At 46.2% G+C, this 17,365-nt stretch carries 13 protein-coding genes; 3 read left to right on the top strand and 10 right to left on the bottom strand.

Features of this window, described 5'->3' with window-relative positions:
• Positions 1-123: 123 nt before the first annotated feature.
• The 4 genes from AB4Y93_RS16915 to AB4Y93_RS16900 form a co-directional block, all read right to left on the bottom strand.
• Positions 124-1,329: an S-layer homology domain-containing protein gene (locus AB4Y93_RS16915; protein WP_441893913.1), complete on the bottom strand. Its 1,206-nt coding sequence runs from the start codon at positions 1,327-1,329 to the stop codon at positions 124-126.
• 115 nt (positions 1,330-1,444) lie between these two features.
• Positions 1,445-2,878, bottom strand: coding sequence for a DEAD/DEAH box helicase (locus AB4Y93_RS16910; RefSeq protein WP_441893911.1), 1,434 nt, complete (start codon positions 2,876-2,878; stop codon positions 1,445-1,447).
• A 24-nt stretch (positions 2,879-2,902) separates the two neighbouring features.
• Positions 2,903-3,676 (bottom strand): SDR family NAD(P)-dependent oxidoreductase, encoded by a 774-nt coding sequence (locus tag AB4Y93_RS16905; protein WP_441893909.1) that lies wholly within the window; start codon positions 3,674-3,676, stop codon positions 2,903-2,905.
• A gap of 103 nt (positions 3,677-3,779) precedes the next feature.
• Positions 3,780-4,241 (bottom strand): chemotaxis protein CheX, encoded by a 462-nt coding sequence (locus AB4Y93_RS16900; RefSeq protein WP_441893907.1) that lies wholly within the window; start codon positions 4,239-4,241, stop codon positions 3,780-3,782.
• 168 nt (positions 4,242-4,409) lie between these two features.
• On the opposite strand from AB4Y93_RS16900, the gene AB4Y93_RS16895 reads away from it, so the two are divergent.
• Positions 4,410-5,387 (top strand): zinc dependent phospholipase C family protein, encoded by a 978-nt coding sequence (locus AB4Y93_RS16895; protein ID WP_441893905.1) that lies wholly within the window; start codon positions 4,410-4,412, stop codon positions 5,385-5,387.
• Between the two features lie 43 nt (positions 5,388-5,430).
• Here the strand turns inward: AB4Y93_RS16895 and AB4Y93_RS16890 are convergent, their stop codons facing one another.
• Positions 5,431-6,414 (bottom strand): HRDC domain-containing protein, encoded by a 984-nt coding sequence (locus tag AB4Y93_RS16890; RefSeq protein ID WP_441893903.1) that lies wholly within the window; start codon positions 6,412-6,414, stop codon positions 5,431-5,433.
• 205 nt (positions 6,415-6,619) lie between these two features.
• On the opposite strand from AB4Y93_RS16890, the gene AB4Y93_RS16885 reads away from it, so the two are divergent.
• Both AB4Y93_RS16885 and AB4Y93_RS16880 read left to right on the top strand, forming a co-directional pair.
• The gene (locus AB4Y93_RS16885; protein ID WP_441893901.1) at positions 6,620-6,916 is read left to right on the top strand and encodes a DUF3055 domain-containing protein; all 297 of its coding nucleotides are present in this window, start codon (positions 6,620-6,622) and stop codon (positions 6,914-6,916) included.
• A 59-nt stretch (positions 6,917-6,975) separates the two neighbouring features.
• Positions 6,976-7,248, top strand: a complete 273-nt coding sequence (locus tag AB4Y93_RS16880; protein ID WP_441893899.1) for a hypothetical protein — start codon at positions 6,976-6,978, stop codon at positions 7,246-7,248.
• Positions 7,249-7,298: 50 nt separating this feature from the next.
• Here AB4Y93_RS16880 and AB4Y93_RS16875 read toward each other — a convergent pair whose 3' ends face one another.
• From AB4Y93_RS16875 to AB4Y93_RS16855, 5 genes are all read right to left on the bottom strand, one after another.
• Positions 7,299-7,823: a phage tail protein gene (locus AB4Y93_RS16875; RefSeq protein ID WP_441893897.1), complete on the bottom strand. Its 525-nt coding sequence runs from the start codon at positions 7,821-7,823 to the stop codon at positions 7,299-7,301.
• 18 nt (positions 7,824-7,841) lie between these two features.
• A complete protein-coding gene (locus AB4Y93_RS16870; RefSeq protein ID WP_441893895.1) occupies positions 7,842-8,339 on the bottom strand; it encodes a phage tail protein in 498 nt (165 codons plus the stop codon).
• Between the two features lie 28 nt (positions 8,340-8,367).
• Positions 8,368-8,883 carry a phage tail protein gene (locus tag AB4Y93_RS16865; protein ID WP_441893893.1) on the bottom strand — a complete coding sequence of 172 codons (516 nt, stop codon included), beginning with the start codon at positions 8,881-8,883 and terminating at the stop codon, positions 8,368-8,370.
• A complete protein-coding gene (locus AB4Y93_RS16860; RefSeq protein WP_441893891.1) occupies positions 8,880-9,365 on the bottom strand; it encodes a GNAT family N-acetyltransferase in 486 nt (161 codons plus the stop codon). The genes AB4Y93_RS16865 and AB4Y93_RS16860 overlap by 4 nt, the downstream gene beginning before the upstream one ends.
• A 171-nt stretch (positions 9,366-9,536) precedes the next feature.
• Positions 9,537-17,237, bottom strand: a complete 7,701-nt coding sequence (locus AB4Y93_RS16855) for an S-layer homology domain-containing protein (RefSeq protein ID WP_441893889.1) — start codon at positions 17,235-17,237, stop codon at positions 9,537-9,539.
• Between the last annotated feature and the right edge of the window lie 128 nt (positions 17,238-17,365).

Genomic DNA, 17,365 nt, shown 5'->3' with positions numbered 1-17,365 from the left:
TATCCATCACCTTCAATAAATAAATTGCTCTTTATCTATCAAGCATACCGAATTACAGCGTTAATATCAAAAAAAACAGGCATTCCTTTCCACAAGGGAAAAGAATGCCCGTTTCGTTTCAACTTATATAATCGTAATACCTGCAATAACGCCATCATTACCTGTTACCTTAATGTCATGACCTGTTACAAGATTATTACGATCGCCTGCAATCAGTACGTTGTCCGCAACATTATAGATCGTTACGATGGTTTGATTTCCTTCTTGCTTCGTAATGGAAATCGTGGACAGCTTGCCATTTGCATTATAAGTGATCGTATTGATTTTTCCTGTTACGTCAAACAGCTTAGATTCATCAACTACTTCTTTCGTTACTTCGATGAATACAATTTTATTCTGATAAGTGCGGACAAGAACCTCGTCGCCGGCTTTCAGTGCGCTAACAGCTACTTTCTTGTCATCTCTGAAAATAAATACATTCGGATCCAGATTCAGTGTCAAATCCGTACCATTTGTTTGAGCGATCGTAATTTGACCGTTTGCGGCTGTTGCCTTCAGTTTACCTGTAATAGCCAGTCCATCATTATCCGGAATTTCGGAATCCGTACGATCAAGCAAGGCTGCAAGCTCCGCTCGTGATACCGGTTGGTTCGGACGGAATGTTTTATCCGAGTAGCCTGTAATAATGCCTTTCTTGATAGCGAGTGCCACATAGCCAACAGATCCGGCAGGGATATTCTTCGCATCCTTAAAGTCCAGCTTCGTATTGCTGAGCGCTTTTGCTTCATCTTCCAATTTAAGCGCTTTAACGAGAATAGTTGCTGCCCACAGACGAGTTGCACTTTGCTGCGGTTTCACTTCGAAATCTGTTTCAGAGAACAGGTCATTTTCTACTGCGACAGCAACATAACCGACTGCCCAAGGATATTTCTTCTTAATTTGATCCGCGTCCTTGAAGTTCAGTTCCGTGTTCATTTCTGCTGTTGACTCGGCTTGTTCTCTCAGTCCCATCAGACGAACCGCAGCTACAATCGTTTCGATGCGGGAAATCTGCTGGTTCGGTTTAAATGTACCATCCTCATAACCAGTAAATACGCCTTTTGATGCCAGACGCATAATATATTCTGTCGCCCATTTCATATCTTCTTCATCGTTAAATTTCCATTTAACTTCAACTTCATGCTCTTTTTTGTTATCACGGTCGTCGCCTTTTCCTTCGCCGTTACCGTTATGGCTGCCGTTTGCGAATGCTGACGATGCACCACCTGCAAGCATAAGCAATGCCATTGAAGATATTGCTGTTTTTTTCCATACCGTTCGTTTCGTCATAAAAAAGCCACTCTCCCTTAGACAATTTACGGAATTTTTTCCGTTTGTACCTTCGCCTATACGTTTCGTCGAGGGTTAATTGTTTTGGGAGGGTGGCTTATAAAAAATTTTCTAACTATTGGTTCTCTTTACTTTCACGTTTGGCTTTCAGCCATTTAGGAGCGCCCTTGTCTTTCTTGTCCCGAAGCCGTTCCTGCTTGCTTGGAGCCTGCTTTGCACGCGGCGCTGGTGCTGGTACTGGTGTCTCGGTTTGGGCTGATTTTGGTTTGGATTTCTTTTGTTCCTTCAAAAGCGACTCCCATTCCCTGCTGTTTTGCGGGGGAGCTGCAGAACGAGTGCTTACAGAAGCCTGCTGCTCAGCTTGTCTCCGCGGAGCTGGTCGTGTTGAGACATCCGACTTATCAGGCAGCTCACTAGGCAATACAAATTTCCCTTTGTACATCGCCTTCTCCGGCAATTCGATATGCAGCGACTTACGGAATTTATCCATAATGAACCGTTCTTGCGGTGTAATGAGTGAAATTACCGTTCCTGTCCGCCCCATTCGGCCAGTGCGGCCGGCACGATGAACATAATGGTCCGCATCAATCGGGGGATCCAAATTAATGACGAGTGGAAGCCCCTCAATATCAAGGCCCCTTGCTGCTACATCGGTTGCAATCAACAACTGACATCTGCCGTCTTTGAACCGTGTCAATGTTGCAGCACGACGCTGTTTATCCGCATCGCCATACAAAGTCTCAACCGTAAAGCCTTCATAGCTGAGCTTCGCTTCCCAGTTAGCAATATTTTCAGTCACGTTCAAGAATAACAGCGCAGATGCAGGCTTCAGCATCCGTACGATTCTTCTTGCAACATCCGGCTTGTCCCGCTTATCACATACGACATAGAAGTTATCAATCGTCTCCGATACCCGCTGCTCTGGCGCAATTTGAATACGAACGGGGTCCTTCATCCAACGCTTCTCAAAACGTGACATTACATCGGGATAAGTCGCAGAGAAGAAGGCCATCTGGCGCTCTTGGCTCATGGCATACAGGATGGTCTCCACTTCGCGCGTAGATCCAAGCTCGAACACCTGATCCGCTTCATCAATGACTATATGACGGACCTCACTCAGCTTCAGCTTGCGCAGCTTAAGCAGCTCATGAATGCGTCCTGGTGTTCCTATTACAAGTTGTGGACGAAGCTTCAGCTTCTCGATCTGACGCTTCATCGCTGCGCCTCCGATTAACTGCTGAACACGTAAATCGAGGGGCTCAGCATAACTTTCGGCTACCCGTACGATTTGCATGGCAAGCTCTTGCGTTGGCGCTAAAATAATCGCTTGAATAGCGTTCGAAGATGCGTTCAACTGCTGCAGCATCGGCAGCAAATAGGCAAGTGTCTTACCCGAACCTGTTTGCGATCGTGCGGATACATCCCGCCCTTCCAGCAAAGTAGGTATTGCATCGGCTTGAATCGCCGATGGTACTTTTATACTATTCGCCTCAAGCTTCTCGCTTAACGCATCTGAAATCCCTAATTCATTCCATGTTTTCTGACTCATATTGTTTCCTCTCTTATCGCACCGCTATTTTCGATTAAACCAACCGCCGAATATACGGTCGGCTATCCGCGGGAATAGCTGATATAGCTTAATACCGACAGCCGCTGTTTTCGGCAAATCTACTTCGGCTTTCCGGCGTTCCATCACTTTAATAATTTGATTGGCCACATAATCCGGCTTCATCATAAACCAGCTGACATTTTTCACATAGGTTCCTGACGGATCAGCTACGTCAAAGAACTCGGTCCGAATCGGGCCTGGATTTACCGCGGAGATCATAATGCCCGTTCCGTTCAACTCCATGCGCAGAGAATTCGTAAAGCCCAGCACTGCATGCTTGGTCGCCGAATAACCCGTCGACTTCGAGGAACCGATCTTTCCAGCCATGGAAGCGATATTAACAATATGTCCGCTTCCCTGCTTCAGCATGTAAGGCAGCACCGCTTTCGTGCAACGGACTACGCCCATATAGTTCGTATCCATCATCTGCTCGAAGCTCTCTACATCCGCTTCCACGAACGTCTCGAATTTCCCAAATCCCGCGTTGTTCAATAAGACATCAATTCTGCCGTACTTCGCAACTATAGCATCAACCGTTTGCTTCACCTGCTTCATATCCGTGACATCCATCTGATACATGGGGCAGGCTGTTCCGATAGCAGCTGCATGCTTGCGAAGACGTTCCAGATTACGACCGGTCAAAATAGGGATGGCTCCAAGCTTGGCAAGTTGTTTGGCCGTGACGGCTCCAATCCCGCTGGAAGCCCCAGAAATAAGGACAATCTTCCCCTTAAGCACTTATCATCACCTGCATTCGCTTCTCTCAATCTCTATCTTTTCAGTGTACTTGATCAGCCCTCGATAAGCAAAAAAAAAGCTCCCGAAGGAGCTGCTTCTTATGCTACGATGCGACTAACACTTGAATATCAAATTCACCAATGCCATCCATGATGAGTGGAACAGATAAAGCCTTGCCAGACCTCAAGCCTTCAGCGCTTGCTGACTGAATAATTCTCGGTGGTGTGATATCCACCGTAACACCTTGATTGTACAGCATGGTACTTGCGTTTCCGCTAATCATATTGCCAAGCTCAGATATCGCACTGCGGCCGATCTCGTCCAGTTCAGAGATGATGAATCCACCCATCATGGCTGAGACCATCTTCAGAGCCACCTCTTCGCTTAATCCGAATACAATATCACCATTCATTTGTCCGTTAATCCCAATTTGAATCCAAATATGATTTTCTACCATTTCGATATTCTTCAGGCCTAACTTACCTGTGGAAGGCCGAATCTGGATCACCTGTTCAATGACGATCGTTGCGGCTTCAAGAAATGGATTAATGTATTCTGCCTTCATTAGCGGGACCGCTCCTTTTCGACAAAATTCGCGCATGTTCTATTCTAATTTCCATTATACTGAAATATGTAGGACAAGTATACTAATATTGTTATTAATGAACCTTAAGACCTACGCAATTAGTCGCTTTCTCATACTAATTTTGACAAAAAACGGAGGTTTTCTTCCATGCCGAACGTCTGGTCCCATCTTATTTTTGGACAAAAAGTACTTGAAAGCCTTCAAGAAACTGATCTTGTCCACTCGGAAAAGAACAGTCGTCTGTTTCATATGGGCTGCCAAGGTCCTGATTTCTTATTCTATCATCGTTTTCTTCCTTGGCAGGGTAAGTCAGCCATGCTTCAGCTCGGCACGGAAATGCATAATCGGAGCTGCGGTCCCGTCATGATGAGGCTGCTTGATTCCATTCATGGACGATTAGCCGCTACCGAGAACCCTGATCCTGCAGTTGTGTATGCTCTTGGCTTCATTTTGCACCATGTCCTTGACCGACATATGCATCCTTTCGTATTCAGCAAATCAGGCTTCCGCAAATGGGATCATCAGCGTTACGAGGTTATGATGGATACGTTGATTGCGAGGCAGCAGTGGGGAGTTGAAACTTGGAAGACGCCAGTCTGGAAAAAGATTGATATCGGAGGCAAGCTTCCTGATACGATCGTCCAGGCATTCCAGACCAGCACAAGTGACTATTATACCGAGTTAGCACCGTACATCCGTGCTCAGGATTGGAATAACGCCATTCGTGATATGACACGTGCACAACGTTTGTTCCATGATCCAATGGCCATCAAGCGGTCTGTCACCTTTGGTCAAATTGACCCATTCGTTTTCCGAAAAAACGTACCTTACGATGTTCTTAATGAAGCGGAGCAGCCTTGGATCAATCCAACGGACAAGACAATTATCCATCATGAAAGCGCATGGGCCTTATGGGATCGGGCTATGGAAGATGCACTAGCGGTTATTCCAGCTGTCTTGGCCTATTTAAGAAGTGGGGATCGTCCTGACATCTCTTCTCTTCGAAATACCGTGGTTGAGCAAATAGGTAATTTGTCATACGAAACCGGTTTGCCCTGTGATGCCGATGCCACGATTCAATATGCAGAGCCAATCTGGCCTGACGGGATAAAGGAAGCACCCTGATCTAGACATGATCTGTCTGACAGGGCGCTTCTCTTCAGATCTATTACATCGCTTGCTGCCTCGCCGATTTACGGAAGTGAAGACGAACAAGTCTCAGCCTTTCATATAGCACATCCATCTGTTTGTCCTTCACGCCATCCTCACCATAAACACGTTGCAGAACAGGCTTCAAATAACGATCACCTGCTTGGCGGAAGGTTTCCCAGATTAGTTGCTTCTCCGTGTCCGGCATATCCGCGAGCTCTCTTGCGATTAATGGTTCGAAATCATACCCTTCCGTCTCGAGCTGCTCAATCCGATCCATAATCTCTCTGCGAGGAAGCTCCAGCTCTGTCTGAAGCTGTTCCATTGTTCCGCCCTCGAATACAAAGCTTAAGATCCGCTTCTTCTGCTGCTGCCTCATCATATCATTCTTGTATCTGGCTTCCTTCTGCTTATACATCCATTGGGTATAAGCCGTTGGGTCAAGCTTTTCAGCAACCCACTTGAGTGGGAAATCGGTTTCTCGGCCGTGCAACGCTGTAATCTCTAGTACTTCTTGTCCGTACGAAGCATGCTTTTGCTCACCCCAACCTGGAATTTGCAGCAATTCTTCCGCTGAATAAGGAACAAAGCTGCTAATCATCCATAACATCCGGTTTGTTGCGATAAGATAGGCAGACCGTTTCTCCGTCAAAGCCTTCTTACGCCGCCACTCGCGAAGTGCTTCGAATAACTCCGGCTTTGTGTGCAGCTCGCCATAACATTGCAGCATCGACAAATAACTGCCTGCTCCGCCTCTCTTCTCTTCCAGCATCCCATCAACAACCGGCGTAAAGCCTTCTCCCATCTTTACCGCCACACCATGACGGAATCCGATCATCATCTCTTCCCACGAGGTCCCTTCAAACCAGCTTATCGTCTCTTGCGAGCCTTCTGACCACAATACGGTCCAAATACCCTCCCTCTCGCAGATTGACAGCCTTGCACTCACAATTGCACCTTCATTCGAGGGTTTCTCAAATGTGTTCAAAAAAACGATTTGCACCCTGCCTTCACTCCTCTAATTTAAGTTTGGCTATTCACGCGAATAAACAAGAACGCAAAAAAAGCACCCCTCCTGCAAAATTGCAAGAGAGGTGCTTCCTCACGGTCAGTTATTCGATTAGCTCCATGCTATCATAAGCGTCTCTTTCTTACAAGCGTTTTCTTATTGTATAATGTGTGGAAACGAGATGTGGAGGCTTTACAACATGCTGCTGCCTGATTATGATTTTATGTCCGATACAACGGAAGATACAGCTACTAGATTCGTCACCTTTATTACGCCAAGCTTGAAGCGGTTTGACCTGGCTATCATGTCTACTGCTAGATTTTATGGCAAGAAGCTTGTAACCGACCTGCAGGCAGGACGTACGGCCATTATTGGACCGGATGACTTAGAGCAAGATGGATATCTGGAATATACCTTTAAGCTGTCAGAGGAAGAGGCAGCAGAGCTCGCCCAGTTTTTATATTTTGTGGTCGGAACGGTGAATTTTACCGATTAATCAGGGGTACACTGAAGAGCGTAAGCTCAAACTTATGCCATTTCAGGAGGAGATTTCGGATGAATCCGTTTAGCAACGAAGATCGCAGCGAGTACTCAGATTTATCAACAGTGGAATCACAGCGAAATGATCTCTCGCATGAGGAGTTTCCGGACGGTTCCTACGGCTCCAGCATTACAGGGCCAACTGGAAAAAGCAAACCTTGGCGTATCGATCAACGTTCGTCGAAGCCTTATGGTTATGAGAACAGCTCCCTTCACGAAGACCTCGGCCGTGACTATCCAGGCGATGATGATTATGATGCACTCCCTGATGCGATGGATGAACCATAATGGATAAACAAAGCCCCAGCCAATTGATTGGCCGGGGCTTTGTTTATCCATTATGGTCTTTGAGGGAAAATCCCTTGGAGTGCAATGATAAAATTGAGTGCTTGGTATGGCTGCATATTATTATGCGGCTGTGAGCCGCCAGCTAGTCCAATGGCCATAGGATTCAATCGTACATCTGCTTTTTCTGAATAGTTTTGAACACCGCCACGCCCAGGTGCTCCTGCATTTGCCCAAATATCTCCTGAAGCCTCTAATTTATCAGATACGGTTTGTGCATTCGCAAGGTGATTATGAGCAGGAATCTCGTTAATGAGCAGCGTTACGCTCTGTTCGCCGCCTGTCTCACCTATGGATCTAGGCGTAAGCCCCGCTCCTTCTCCCCAATGCATTGGTGCTCTCCCCTGAAGATCTGGCAGTGCAAAAGTGTTCATGCCATCGCCCCCGTAATTGACGCCAAGGAGAGAAAATAAAGCTGTATTTGAGCGAATAGACATAAGTTGTCCATTGCATAACGCCCAGCCATTTGGTGCGTAGTTACCTGCAAATAATCGAATTTCCCCAATAAATGGATCCATATAACTCAGCCCTCTCTCCTAGTTTCTAGACGGATAAATCCCGGTTAGTGCAATACAGAAATTCAGTACAGTGTAAGGCTGCATATTGGAGTGGGGCTGGCTGCCGCCTGCAGGGGCAATTGCTTGAGGTGACATCACTGCATTGGGAGCTATCGCAAATGGCTGTACACTCGGCGGTGTCCCCCATGTTTTCCCACCAGGTGCTGATGCTGTTGCATCCGAACCCCCAATGGCTTGGTGCGTATGCTGAGGAATCTCATTCACAGTTAAAGCATGGGCTTCTTCACCGCTTGTTTGTCCTAAAGTAACAGTGCCCGATGGATGAATAGGAACCCGGCCCTGCAAATTCGGAAGGGCAAAATTATTAGTGCCATTACCGCCATATGTCACACCTAAAATAGAAAATAAAGCCTGATTATTCTGTATTGGAAGGAGCTGTCCGTTACATTGCGCCCAGCCTTTAGGAGCAAAGTTAAACGGAAACTGTCTGATCTCGCCAATAAATGGTTCTGCCATGATATTTCCTCCTTATCTTCTCAAATTATTAATTTTGCGACGGCCAAATGCCATTGAGTGCAATAATAAAAGATAAAGCGGTATACGGCATCAGATTGTCATGTGGCTGACTGCCGCCAGTTGCTCCGATGACTGCAGGATTTAATTGTGTATCTGGTAGAGCGTCTGAATATTGATTTTTGGAGCTGGTTGCCCAGAATGCATTCTCTGGACTGTTAGTTGTTCCTGCAAGATTCGAACTATTAGCAAAATGGGTATGGGCAGGTAATTGATTGTTCGTTAATGTTACATTCTCTTGGCCTGCTTTTTGCCCAATAATATATGTCGTTCCGGAGGAGCTTCTACCCGCATGTACCGGTAATCTACCTTGAAGATCCGGTAGAGCGAAGGTTAATTGTCCGTCACCTCCATATGTTGTTCCGATCAAACTGAACAAAACATCATTTTCACTAATCGACAATAGCTGCCCATTGCAGAATGCCCAGCCTACCGGAGCAAAAGTGCCGCCAAACATGCGGATTTCCCCAACATATTGATCACTCATATTATTATCTTCTCCTCTCTCATATCTGGCTCCCAGGACATAGAGATGTAAGGGAAAGCTTCTCCAATGGTCTTGAAGCCAAGTCTTTCATACAACAGCTTAGCCGGATTGTTCCCTAGTACGCTCAGCTTTAACGGAAGCCCTGTCAGTGTCGCCTCTTGCTGCAAGCCCGCCATAGCTGCCGTTCCTAAACCCTTATTGCGGTAAGCCGTCAGCAAAGAAATATCAATCAGATGAATAGAATGGTTCCTGGACACGATCATCCTGCCAATCTTCTTCCCCTCATGCATAATCACCTGCGTTACGGCATTTGGGAACTGCATGGCATAAGATCTCGTTTGAAGATCAAACTGCATACGCAAGAAAGCTTCTGATTCCTCGTCAGGCCATCCCCAGGCATCCATTTCCGCACGTCTTAAGTCCGAATAAACCTCATACACAAAACCATCATCCTCAGGAATAGCAAACTCTAATACCAGCATCGCACCCCCATATAAAGATAGTAAAATTTAGAAAAAACATAGTGCAATTCTACTATAGATTTAAGAGGCGGATATTGTCAATTAATGTATGGAATACTTGGTTAACAAAAAAAATCCACCCCTTCCCAAAAGCAGGAGGAGTGGACTTACATCGGATTATTAATCAGTTATTTACTCTGGAATGTAAGCTTCACTTTCATTCGATTCTCGCGAAGCATCATGTGTTCTGGAGGCTTCTTCAACCGCTCCAAATGCCCATGAAGATGCAGGTACGTCCTTCCAGGTTGGATCCGGAACACCAGTCAACGGCCCGCGCTCAAGAATTCGATTAATAATAACAACCGCTTCTGCACGTGTAAGCGCCTGATCCGGACGGAACGAACCGTCTGCATATCCGGTCATATAGCCCTTCTCAGCAACAGCCGCGATTTGGGCAGAAGCCCAATGTCCGTTCGAATCCGTGAAGGTATGATTCGCTGCTGCAGTGTCCAGCTTCAGCCATTTTACTAGAATGGAAGCCATCTCAGCTCGCGTGATAGAAGCATTAGGTTTAAAGCTGTGATCTGAGTACCCATTTAGAATTCCCGCTCCTTGACCCCACTTAATTGCTGCTGCCGCCCAATAGCCGTTCGAAACATCGGTAAAGACAAATGGTGCAGTACCAGTCTGCATCGATCCAGATAATAGACGGTACAACATCGTGCTCATTTCTGCTCGGGTTACCGCTTGATTAGGACGGAAAGTTCCATCTGAGTAACCGGTAATATAAGCATCATGATGGACGTTTCCGCCTTCAGCGGACACAATCGTAAAGGTAGAGAATTTATTGACTTCAATCTTAATACCGATTGGATACCCTTTGTCATCGTAAACGATCTGACCACGCTGGAATACTTTCTCTCCGTCAGAGTGCTCGATGTATACCCCAAGGGTGGCTAGGAACAACTTTCTTTTAGCTGAATCGCTTGGAATAAAATTAGGGTCAAGCGGGAATGTCACTTGAACCGCAACTTTTGGCAGGTTCGTTTCAATCGTCATTGGCATGCCAATGACAATGGCTTTGCCTGACTTAACGATTTTACGTACAGCCTCAGCATTAATTGTTCTTTCTTTCACGACATTCTGGTCATCCTTCTTCCGGATCGGCACAATGTCGAAGAAAAATTCCTGACTGCCCTTCATCGCACTCAGAGCATCGGTAGACAGATAAAGCGTTGCATTCTCGGTACGAATCTCGACATTAAGAGAGCTGTCTAACAGATACTTAACGGCATTGACGGAAAGCTTAACTTTAACCAAGTCTGCAGGATCGCCAGGAATATCATCTACGATGATTCTTATCGTTCCTTGATGTGCTCCAACTGCGCTTGCAACGGCCTGTTTAATTTTATCTTCGTTCATAATGACGGTATCTACTTTCTTGCCGCCAATCACTTCCCGCACAATATCAATTTGTACAATGATTTGAGGATGATCAGGATCTCCGACCTCTACTCTTACTTGGCGCACATTGCTGACGCTGCTAGTCGGTTTATTGATTACTTTAACCGTACGAATAACTTCTACAGCCTGGTTGCCGGCCAGATCAACTGCGTTATAGTGCACAATGTAAGTACCCAGTGTACTGGTATCTACCGTTCCAGTTACAGTTGCCAGAGCAGCTGCAGAGTTAGCATCCTGCACTTTTGCATCTTGCTCTGTATACGTACTGCCCAGGTAAACATTTACAGTATCATTACCGTTCAACACGATGACAGGAGCGGTCTTATCAATCTTCACATCCGCTGATACACTATCGCTTGCCTGATTAGCTGGATCGATAACTCTCGCAATAAAGCTTGTCAGACCTTCTTGCGACACAACCACTGGAGCCGAATAACTGGTCCATGATCCGCTGTTTCCTAGCTTGTACTCTATGCTGTTGTCCGGATCTGTGGTCACGGTTACTGTTACATCCTTGTTCGTCCAGCTTGTTTCACTAAGTGTAACAGAGAGGTAATTACTGATCTTGACGTTCTGAAGTGCTCCGATACTGTTAAGCGTCGTGCTGAAACTGTTGCCAGCAGTATCTGTTATGACTGCTCCATTTAAGGCTAAGGCAGCCGAGTCAATGCTGATACCATCTGCATCCTGATTCTCAAGACGAACCGTATAGCGGAACTTGAGCTCGCTTGAATTTACCGCCTCGAGGTATTCCGCTTGTATTACTGAAGAACCGATTTGCACTTGAATAGAAGGTGTTCCGCTTGTCGTATCAAGTAGGACCGGCTCACTAATTTTTACGATAAAATCAAGATTCGCACCGGCATGATAAGTTCCATCAGCAGGAACAGTGACCAAGCTTACGACTGGTACAGTTGTATCAACTGATACTGCGCTTGTATCACCTGTGCCAGTAAGGGTTAGAACAGCGGAATTTCCAGCCTGATCTGCAAGTGCAGCACCGTTCAATGAGATGCTCGATGCTAATTGAATGCCATTCGAATCCGTATCTCCGGCCTGTACTTCATACCGGAAGACAAGCGCATTTGTTCCTGAACCAGATACGTAATCGGCTTGAACCGTTTTCCCGGCAAGGGTCACGTTCAAACTCGGAGTTCCGCCCGTTATACTTACATTCTCACTGTAATGAACCGTAAATTGTAAGATTGTCCCCGCTTTGTAAGCACCATTGGCAGGAACATCAACTTGGCTAATCGCTGGCGATACCGCGTCTACGAGTACTGCACTTGTATTGCCTGCACTCAGGGTTAAATTCGCATTGTTGCCTGCTGCATCCCTAATCATACCGCCATTTAAAGCTAATGTTCCTGCCGTGATACCATCCGAATCATTATCGCCGTTTTGTACCGTATAACGGAACACCAGTGTATCAGTCCCGGAACCGGAAACATAAAAGGCTTGTACGGCAGAAGAGCCAACTGTTACGGAGATAGATGGCGTTCCGGTTACTGCTACCACTTCATCATAATGAATGATGAAGTTCAATTGCTGCCCTGCTGTATAAGTTCCGTTCGCAGGTAGATCTACACTGTCAATAGATGGGGAAATTGCGTCTACCCGTATGGCACTTGTGCTGCCTACTGCAGCAAGTGTTAGACCTGCGGCGTTACCTGACACATCTTTAATCGAGCTGCCGTTAAGAACAACTGCACCGCCTACTGCAATTCCATCTGCATCTAGATCTCCAGTCTGTACCTCGTAATCGAACTGAAGTGCACTTGTTCCTGAACCGGATACATATCCGGCTTGTACAGTAGTAGAGCCAATGGTGATGGTCAAATAAGGAACTCCAGTATTAACCAGTACATTCTCATTAAAGTTAACCGCGAAGGTCAAATGATCTCCGGCTTTATAGATGCCGTTAACTGGCACGCTTACATTAATTATTGCCGGAACAATTGCATCGACTAAAACCGTGCTGATGCTGCCTGCTCCGCTGAGTGCAATGCCAGCTGCATTACCAGCTTCATCTTGTAGAGCTGCGTCGTTCAAATTCACCGAGCTGCTTACTTCGATACCGTTCGTATCTTCCTGACCGCCAGCAATGGTGTAACGGAAGAGCAGCTCATTAGTTCCCGACCCGGACACATACAGTGCTTGGACTGGAGTCGTGCCAATTGTTAAAGACAAGTAAGGTGTTCCGCCAGTTACATTTACGGCTTCGCTGTAATGAACTGTGAAATTCAAAGCTTCTCCTGCTTTGTATGTTCCGTTTGCCGGTACATCTAGACTTGTTGCTTCTGGGAAAACAGCGTCTACCTTAATCGCAGAAGTGCTTCCTAATCCGCTCAGTACGGTTGCTGCGTTATTACCAGTCGCGTCCTTAAGAGTTCCGCCATTAAGAGCCAACGTACCAACTTCGATGCCATCTGAATCGTTGTTTCCATTTTGCACCGTATATTGGAACACAATTGTATCCGTTCCCGTACCGGAAACATAAGATGCGTTGACTGTTGCAGAGCCAATCGTCACCGATATAGAAGGTGTACCCGTTACAGTTACTGCTTCATCATAATGAAGGGTGACATTCAATTGCTGTCCTGCTGTATACGTTCCGTTCGAAGGTAAATCTACACGATCAATCGAAGGAGCAATAGCATCAACCAGTACTGCACTTGTGTTGCCAACTGCAGCAAGAGTTAGGCCAGCCGCATTGCCAGCAACATCTTGAAGTGTGCCGCCATTAAGAGAAATCGCACTGCCAACTGCAATCCCGTCCGTATCCAATTGACCACTCAGTATCGTATAACGGAATACCAATGTGTCTGTTCCCGATCCCGATACGTAGTCCGCCTGAACCGTTGTAGTTCCAATCGTAACCGGAATGGAAGGTGTTCCTGTCAGCGTTACTTTCTCATTAAAATGTACGGTAAAGTTAACTATTGATCCTTCGTTATAGGACCCGTTAGATGGTACATCCACACTACTGACTGTTGGATTAGTCGTATCAACCAGAACAGCACTTGTGCTGCCAGTGCCAACAAGAGCTACTGAAGCAGCATTACTTGCCGTATCCTGAAGCACTGCACCATTCAGATTCAGAGAGCTGCCAACTTGAATTCCGTCAGTATCATTGTCTCCAGCCTGCACTTCATAACGGAAAAGAAGTGCATTCGTGCCCGTACCAGATACATAAACAGCTTGAGCTGTTGTGGCGCCAATTGTAATTGGAAGCGCTGGCGTTCCACCGGTTACTGTTACTTTTTCATTGTAGTGAACAGTAAACTCCAAATCTTCTCCTGCTTTATAAATTCCATTAGCAGGTACATCCACATTGCTAACAGCAGGAGCAGTTGTATCTACAAGAACAGCACTTGTGCTGCCTGCAGCAGTTAGTGAGAGGCTTGCAGCATTACCTGCTGCGTCATTCAAAGTACCGCTATTTAAACTGATAGAACCAAGTTCAATACCATCCGTGTCTGTATCTCCTGCTTGAACCGTATAGCTAAATGTCAAATCATTCGTACCGGAACCGGCTACATATACTGCGTGTTCCGTTGAAGAACCAATCGTGACTGCTGCATACGGCGATCCGGATACAGCTACTTTTTCACTATAGTGGATCGTAATTGCGAGTGCCGTACCTGCTTTATATATCCCATCTGCAGGAACATCAACACTTACAACCGAAGGGGCCACGGCATCCACCAGCACCGCGCTAGTTGAACCAATACTTGTCAATGACAAGCCCGCAGTATTACCTGCCGCATCTTTCAGTGTACCGCCATTCAGTGCCAATGTATTACCCGCTTCAATACCGTCCAAATCTTCTTGCCCGTTAAGAACCGTATAACGGAATACAAGTGTATTGGTACCGGAGCCGGATACATAGGTTGCTTCCACCGTTGAAGAACCAAGCGTGAGAGACAAGGAAGGTGTGCCGGTAACCGTTACGCTCTCACTGTAATGAACAGTAAAATCAAGTGCCGATCCCATTTTGTAACTTCCATCTGCCGGTACGCCTACAGTAGTCGCTACTGGGGCAGTTGTATCTACTAGGACGGCTGTTGTGCTTCCAACGCCAGCCAGCGTCAGCGTTGCGGAATTCCCTGATTCATCTTCAAGTGTGCTGCCATTCAGAGCCATTACGCTGCCCACTGCAATACCGTCGTTGTCATTGTCGCCAGCTTGAACGACGTAACGGAATTCAAGCGTATCCGTTCCTGAGCCTGATAAATACGCCGCCTGAACGGTTGAGGAACCAATTGTTACAGGTATGGATGGTGTTCCACCAGCAACGACAACCTTTTTACTATAATGAACCGTAAAATTCAATTGAGCAGATGCCCCATAGATTTGGTTTGCAGGTACTGTTACGCTGCTCACCGAAGGAGCTAAAGTATCTACCAGCACCGATGTCGTGCTGCCAACACTATTTAAACTTAGATTGGCATTATTGCTTGCTGTATCTTTTATCATTCCGCCATTTAACGTGATGCTTGTGTTAACTGTAATACCATCTGTATCAACATCTCCTGCCTGAACCGTGTAGCTGAATAGAAGCGCATTTGTTCCCGAACCCGATACATAAGGTGCATGCACAGGTGTACTGCCGATCGTGATCTGTAAATAAGGTGTTCCGCCAGTTACATTCACCGTAACCTTCTCATTGTAATGAACGGTAAACTCCAAGTTCTCTCCTGCCAAATAAGTGCCTGATGTTGGCACGTCCACATTATTAATAGCAGGTGCTACAGCGTCCACCAGTACTGCTGCCGTGCTGCCGATTCCTGCAAGCGTTAGACTTGCATTATTGAGTGCTCCATCTCGAATTGTTCCGCCATTCAGCATCAGGCTTGGACTTGCAACGACCCCATCTGCATCACTGTCACCTGCTTGTACGCTATAGCGAAACACGAGATTTTGCGTTCCTGAGCCTGATACATAGCTGGCTTGTACCGGTGTACTGCCGATTGTTACCGGTAAATAAGGGGTACCTGCTACGGTTACATTTTCATTGTAGTGGACAGTGAAATCAAGTTGATCTCCTGCTTTGTACGTACCGTCTACAGGTGTTGTCACATTACTGACTGTTGGTGCTATGCCATCCACCAACACACCGGTTGTGTTACCTGTATTGTTAAGCAATAGAGTCGCAGCATTACCTGCAGTATCCGCCATAGTTGCACCGTTAAGACTAAGCGCCCCCACCGTAATACCGTCTGCATCGCTTTGCCCGTCTAGCAAACTGTAACTGAAAGTAAGAGCATTGGTTCCCGTACCGCCTGTATAAGTAGCCTGTACGGTTGTAACACCAATGACTAGCGAAATGCTTGGTATGCCGCCCGAAACAGTTACAGGCTCGTTAAAATTAACCGCAAACGTCAAGCTTTGTCCGTTGCCATAAGTCTTGTTAGCGGGTACGGTTACGGATGAAACCGTTGGAGCAACAGCATCCACTTTTACATTGGATAAAGATGCAACACCATTTAGTGTTAAAATACTGTCTTCATTGCTTACATTTTTAATGGTACCGCCGTTTAAAGTAATAGCACCACCACCTAGAGCGACACCGTCTGTATCAAGCTGCCCGCTTGACACTGTGTAACGGAAAAGGAGTACTTTAGATCCTGATCCCGATTGATACGCAGCTTGTACGGGAGTTGAACCAATGGTGAGAGGCAAATAAGGGGTACCTGTTACATAAACATTGCGGTCAAAGTTCACCGTAAAGTCCAGATTTTGTCCGGCTTTATATGTAGCATTACTCGGAACTGATACCGAAGTTACCTTGGCGTTTGTCGCTGTTGTTACGTTTAGCGTTGGTGCATTCGCTCCTGTCTGGTTGGATGCGATAGCAAATTGATTTGAGGTATTAGGAGTGACTTTACTTGTCAGTACCAAGGTCGCTTTTGTATCACCAGCTGCTACCTGACTATTGATATAACTAGTGATGTCAATTTGCAGGAACTGATCTTTTACAATCCCTGTCTTGTTTGTAACGATTGGAACGTCTTTTGTTGGTAGTTTTGTTGAATTCTCCGTCACCGCATCGTCATTGGAACCATATACATTAACAAATAGAGGGGTAGGGTCGGATAAATTATAATCCGTATCCCTTACATACAACTGTAAAATTGCATTCGAAACGGTGTCTGTTGCAGGAATCGAGCTAAGATCAAATTGCATAACGGTCTCAGCTGTTCCGTAAGTAGGGTCAAAGTGAGTGCCGATCCAGTTATATGCTGGCCCTAATGTGTCATCACCACTAGGATAATAACCGGAATTATCGTGAAAATAATCAAGAGTTACCGGAATTGGAGATAACGTAGCCGCATATCCCGTTTGTGCAGGCAGCAGCCTGAACACAATCAAGGCCAGCAGCACGGACATAACCGCCATTCCTATTTTTCGTAAAACACCTTTCATAATTCGCCTCCTGTAACTGTTTGTAATTGACCTTTTCCCCGTACTGTTCGTCTTCCCCCTATTGATCGCAACTCTGCCGGATTTCACGCCAAAATCCTTCTTAAAACGCCTGCCCCTTATTTAGGGAA

The organism is Paenibacillus sp. YAF4_2, from assembly GCF_052113225.1.
Classification (GTDB): Bacteria; Bacillota; Bacilli; order Paenibacillales; family Paenibacillaceae; genus Pristimantibacillus.
This window is presented reverse-complemented; position numbering and strand designations above follow the sequence as displayed.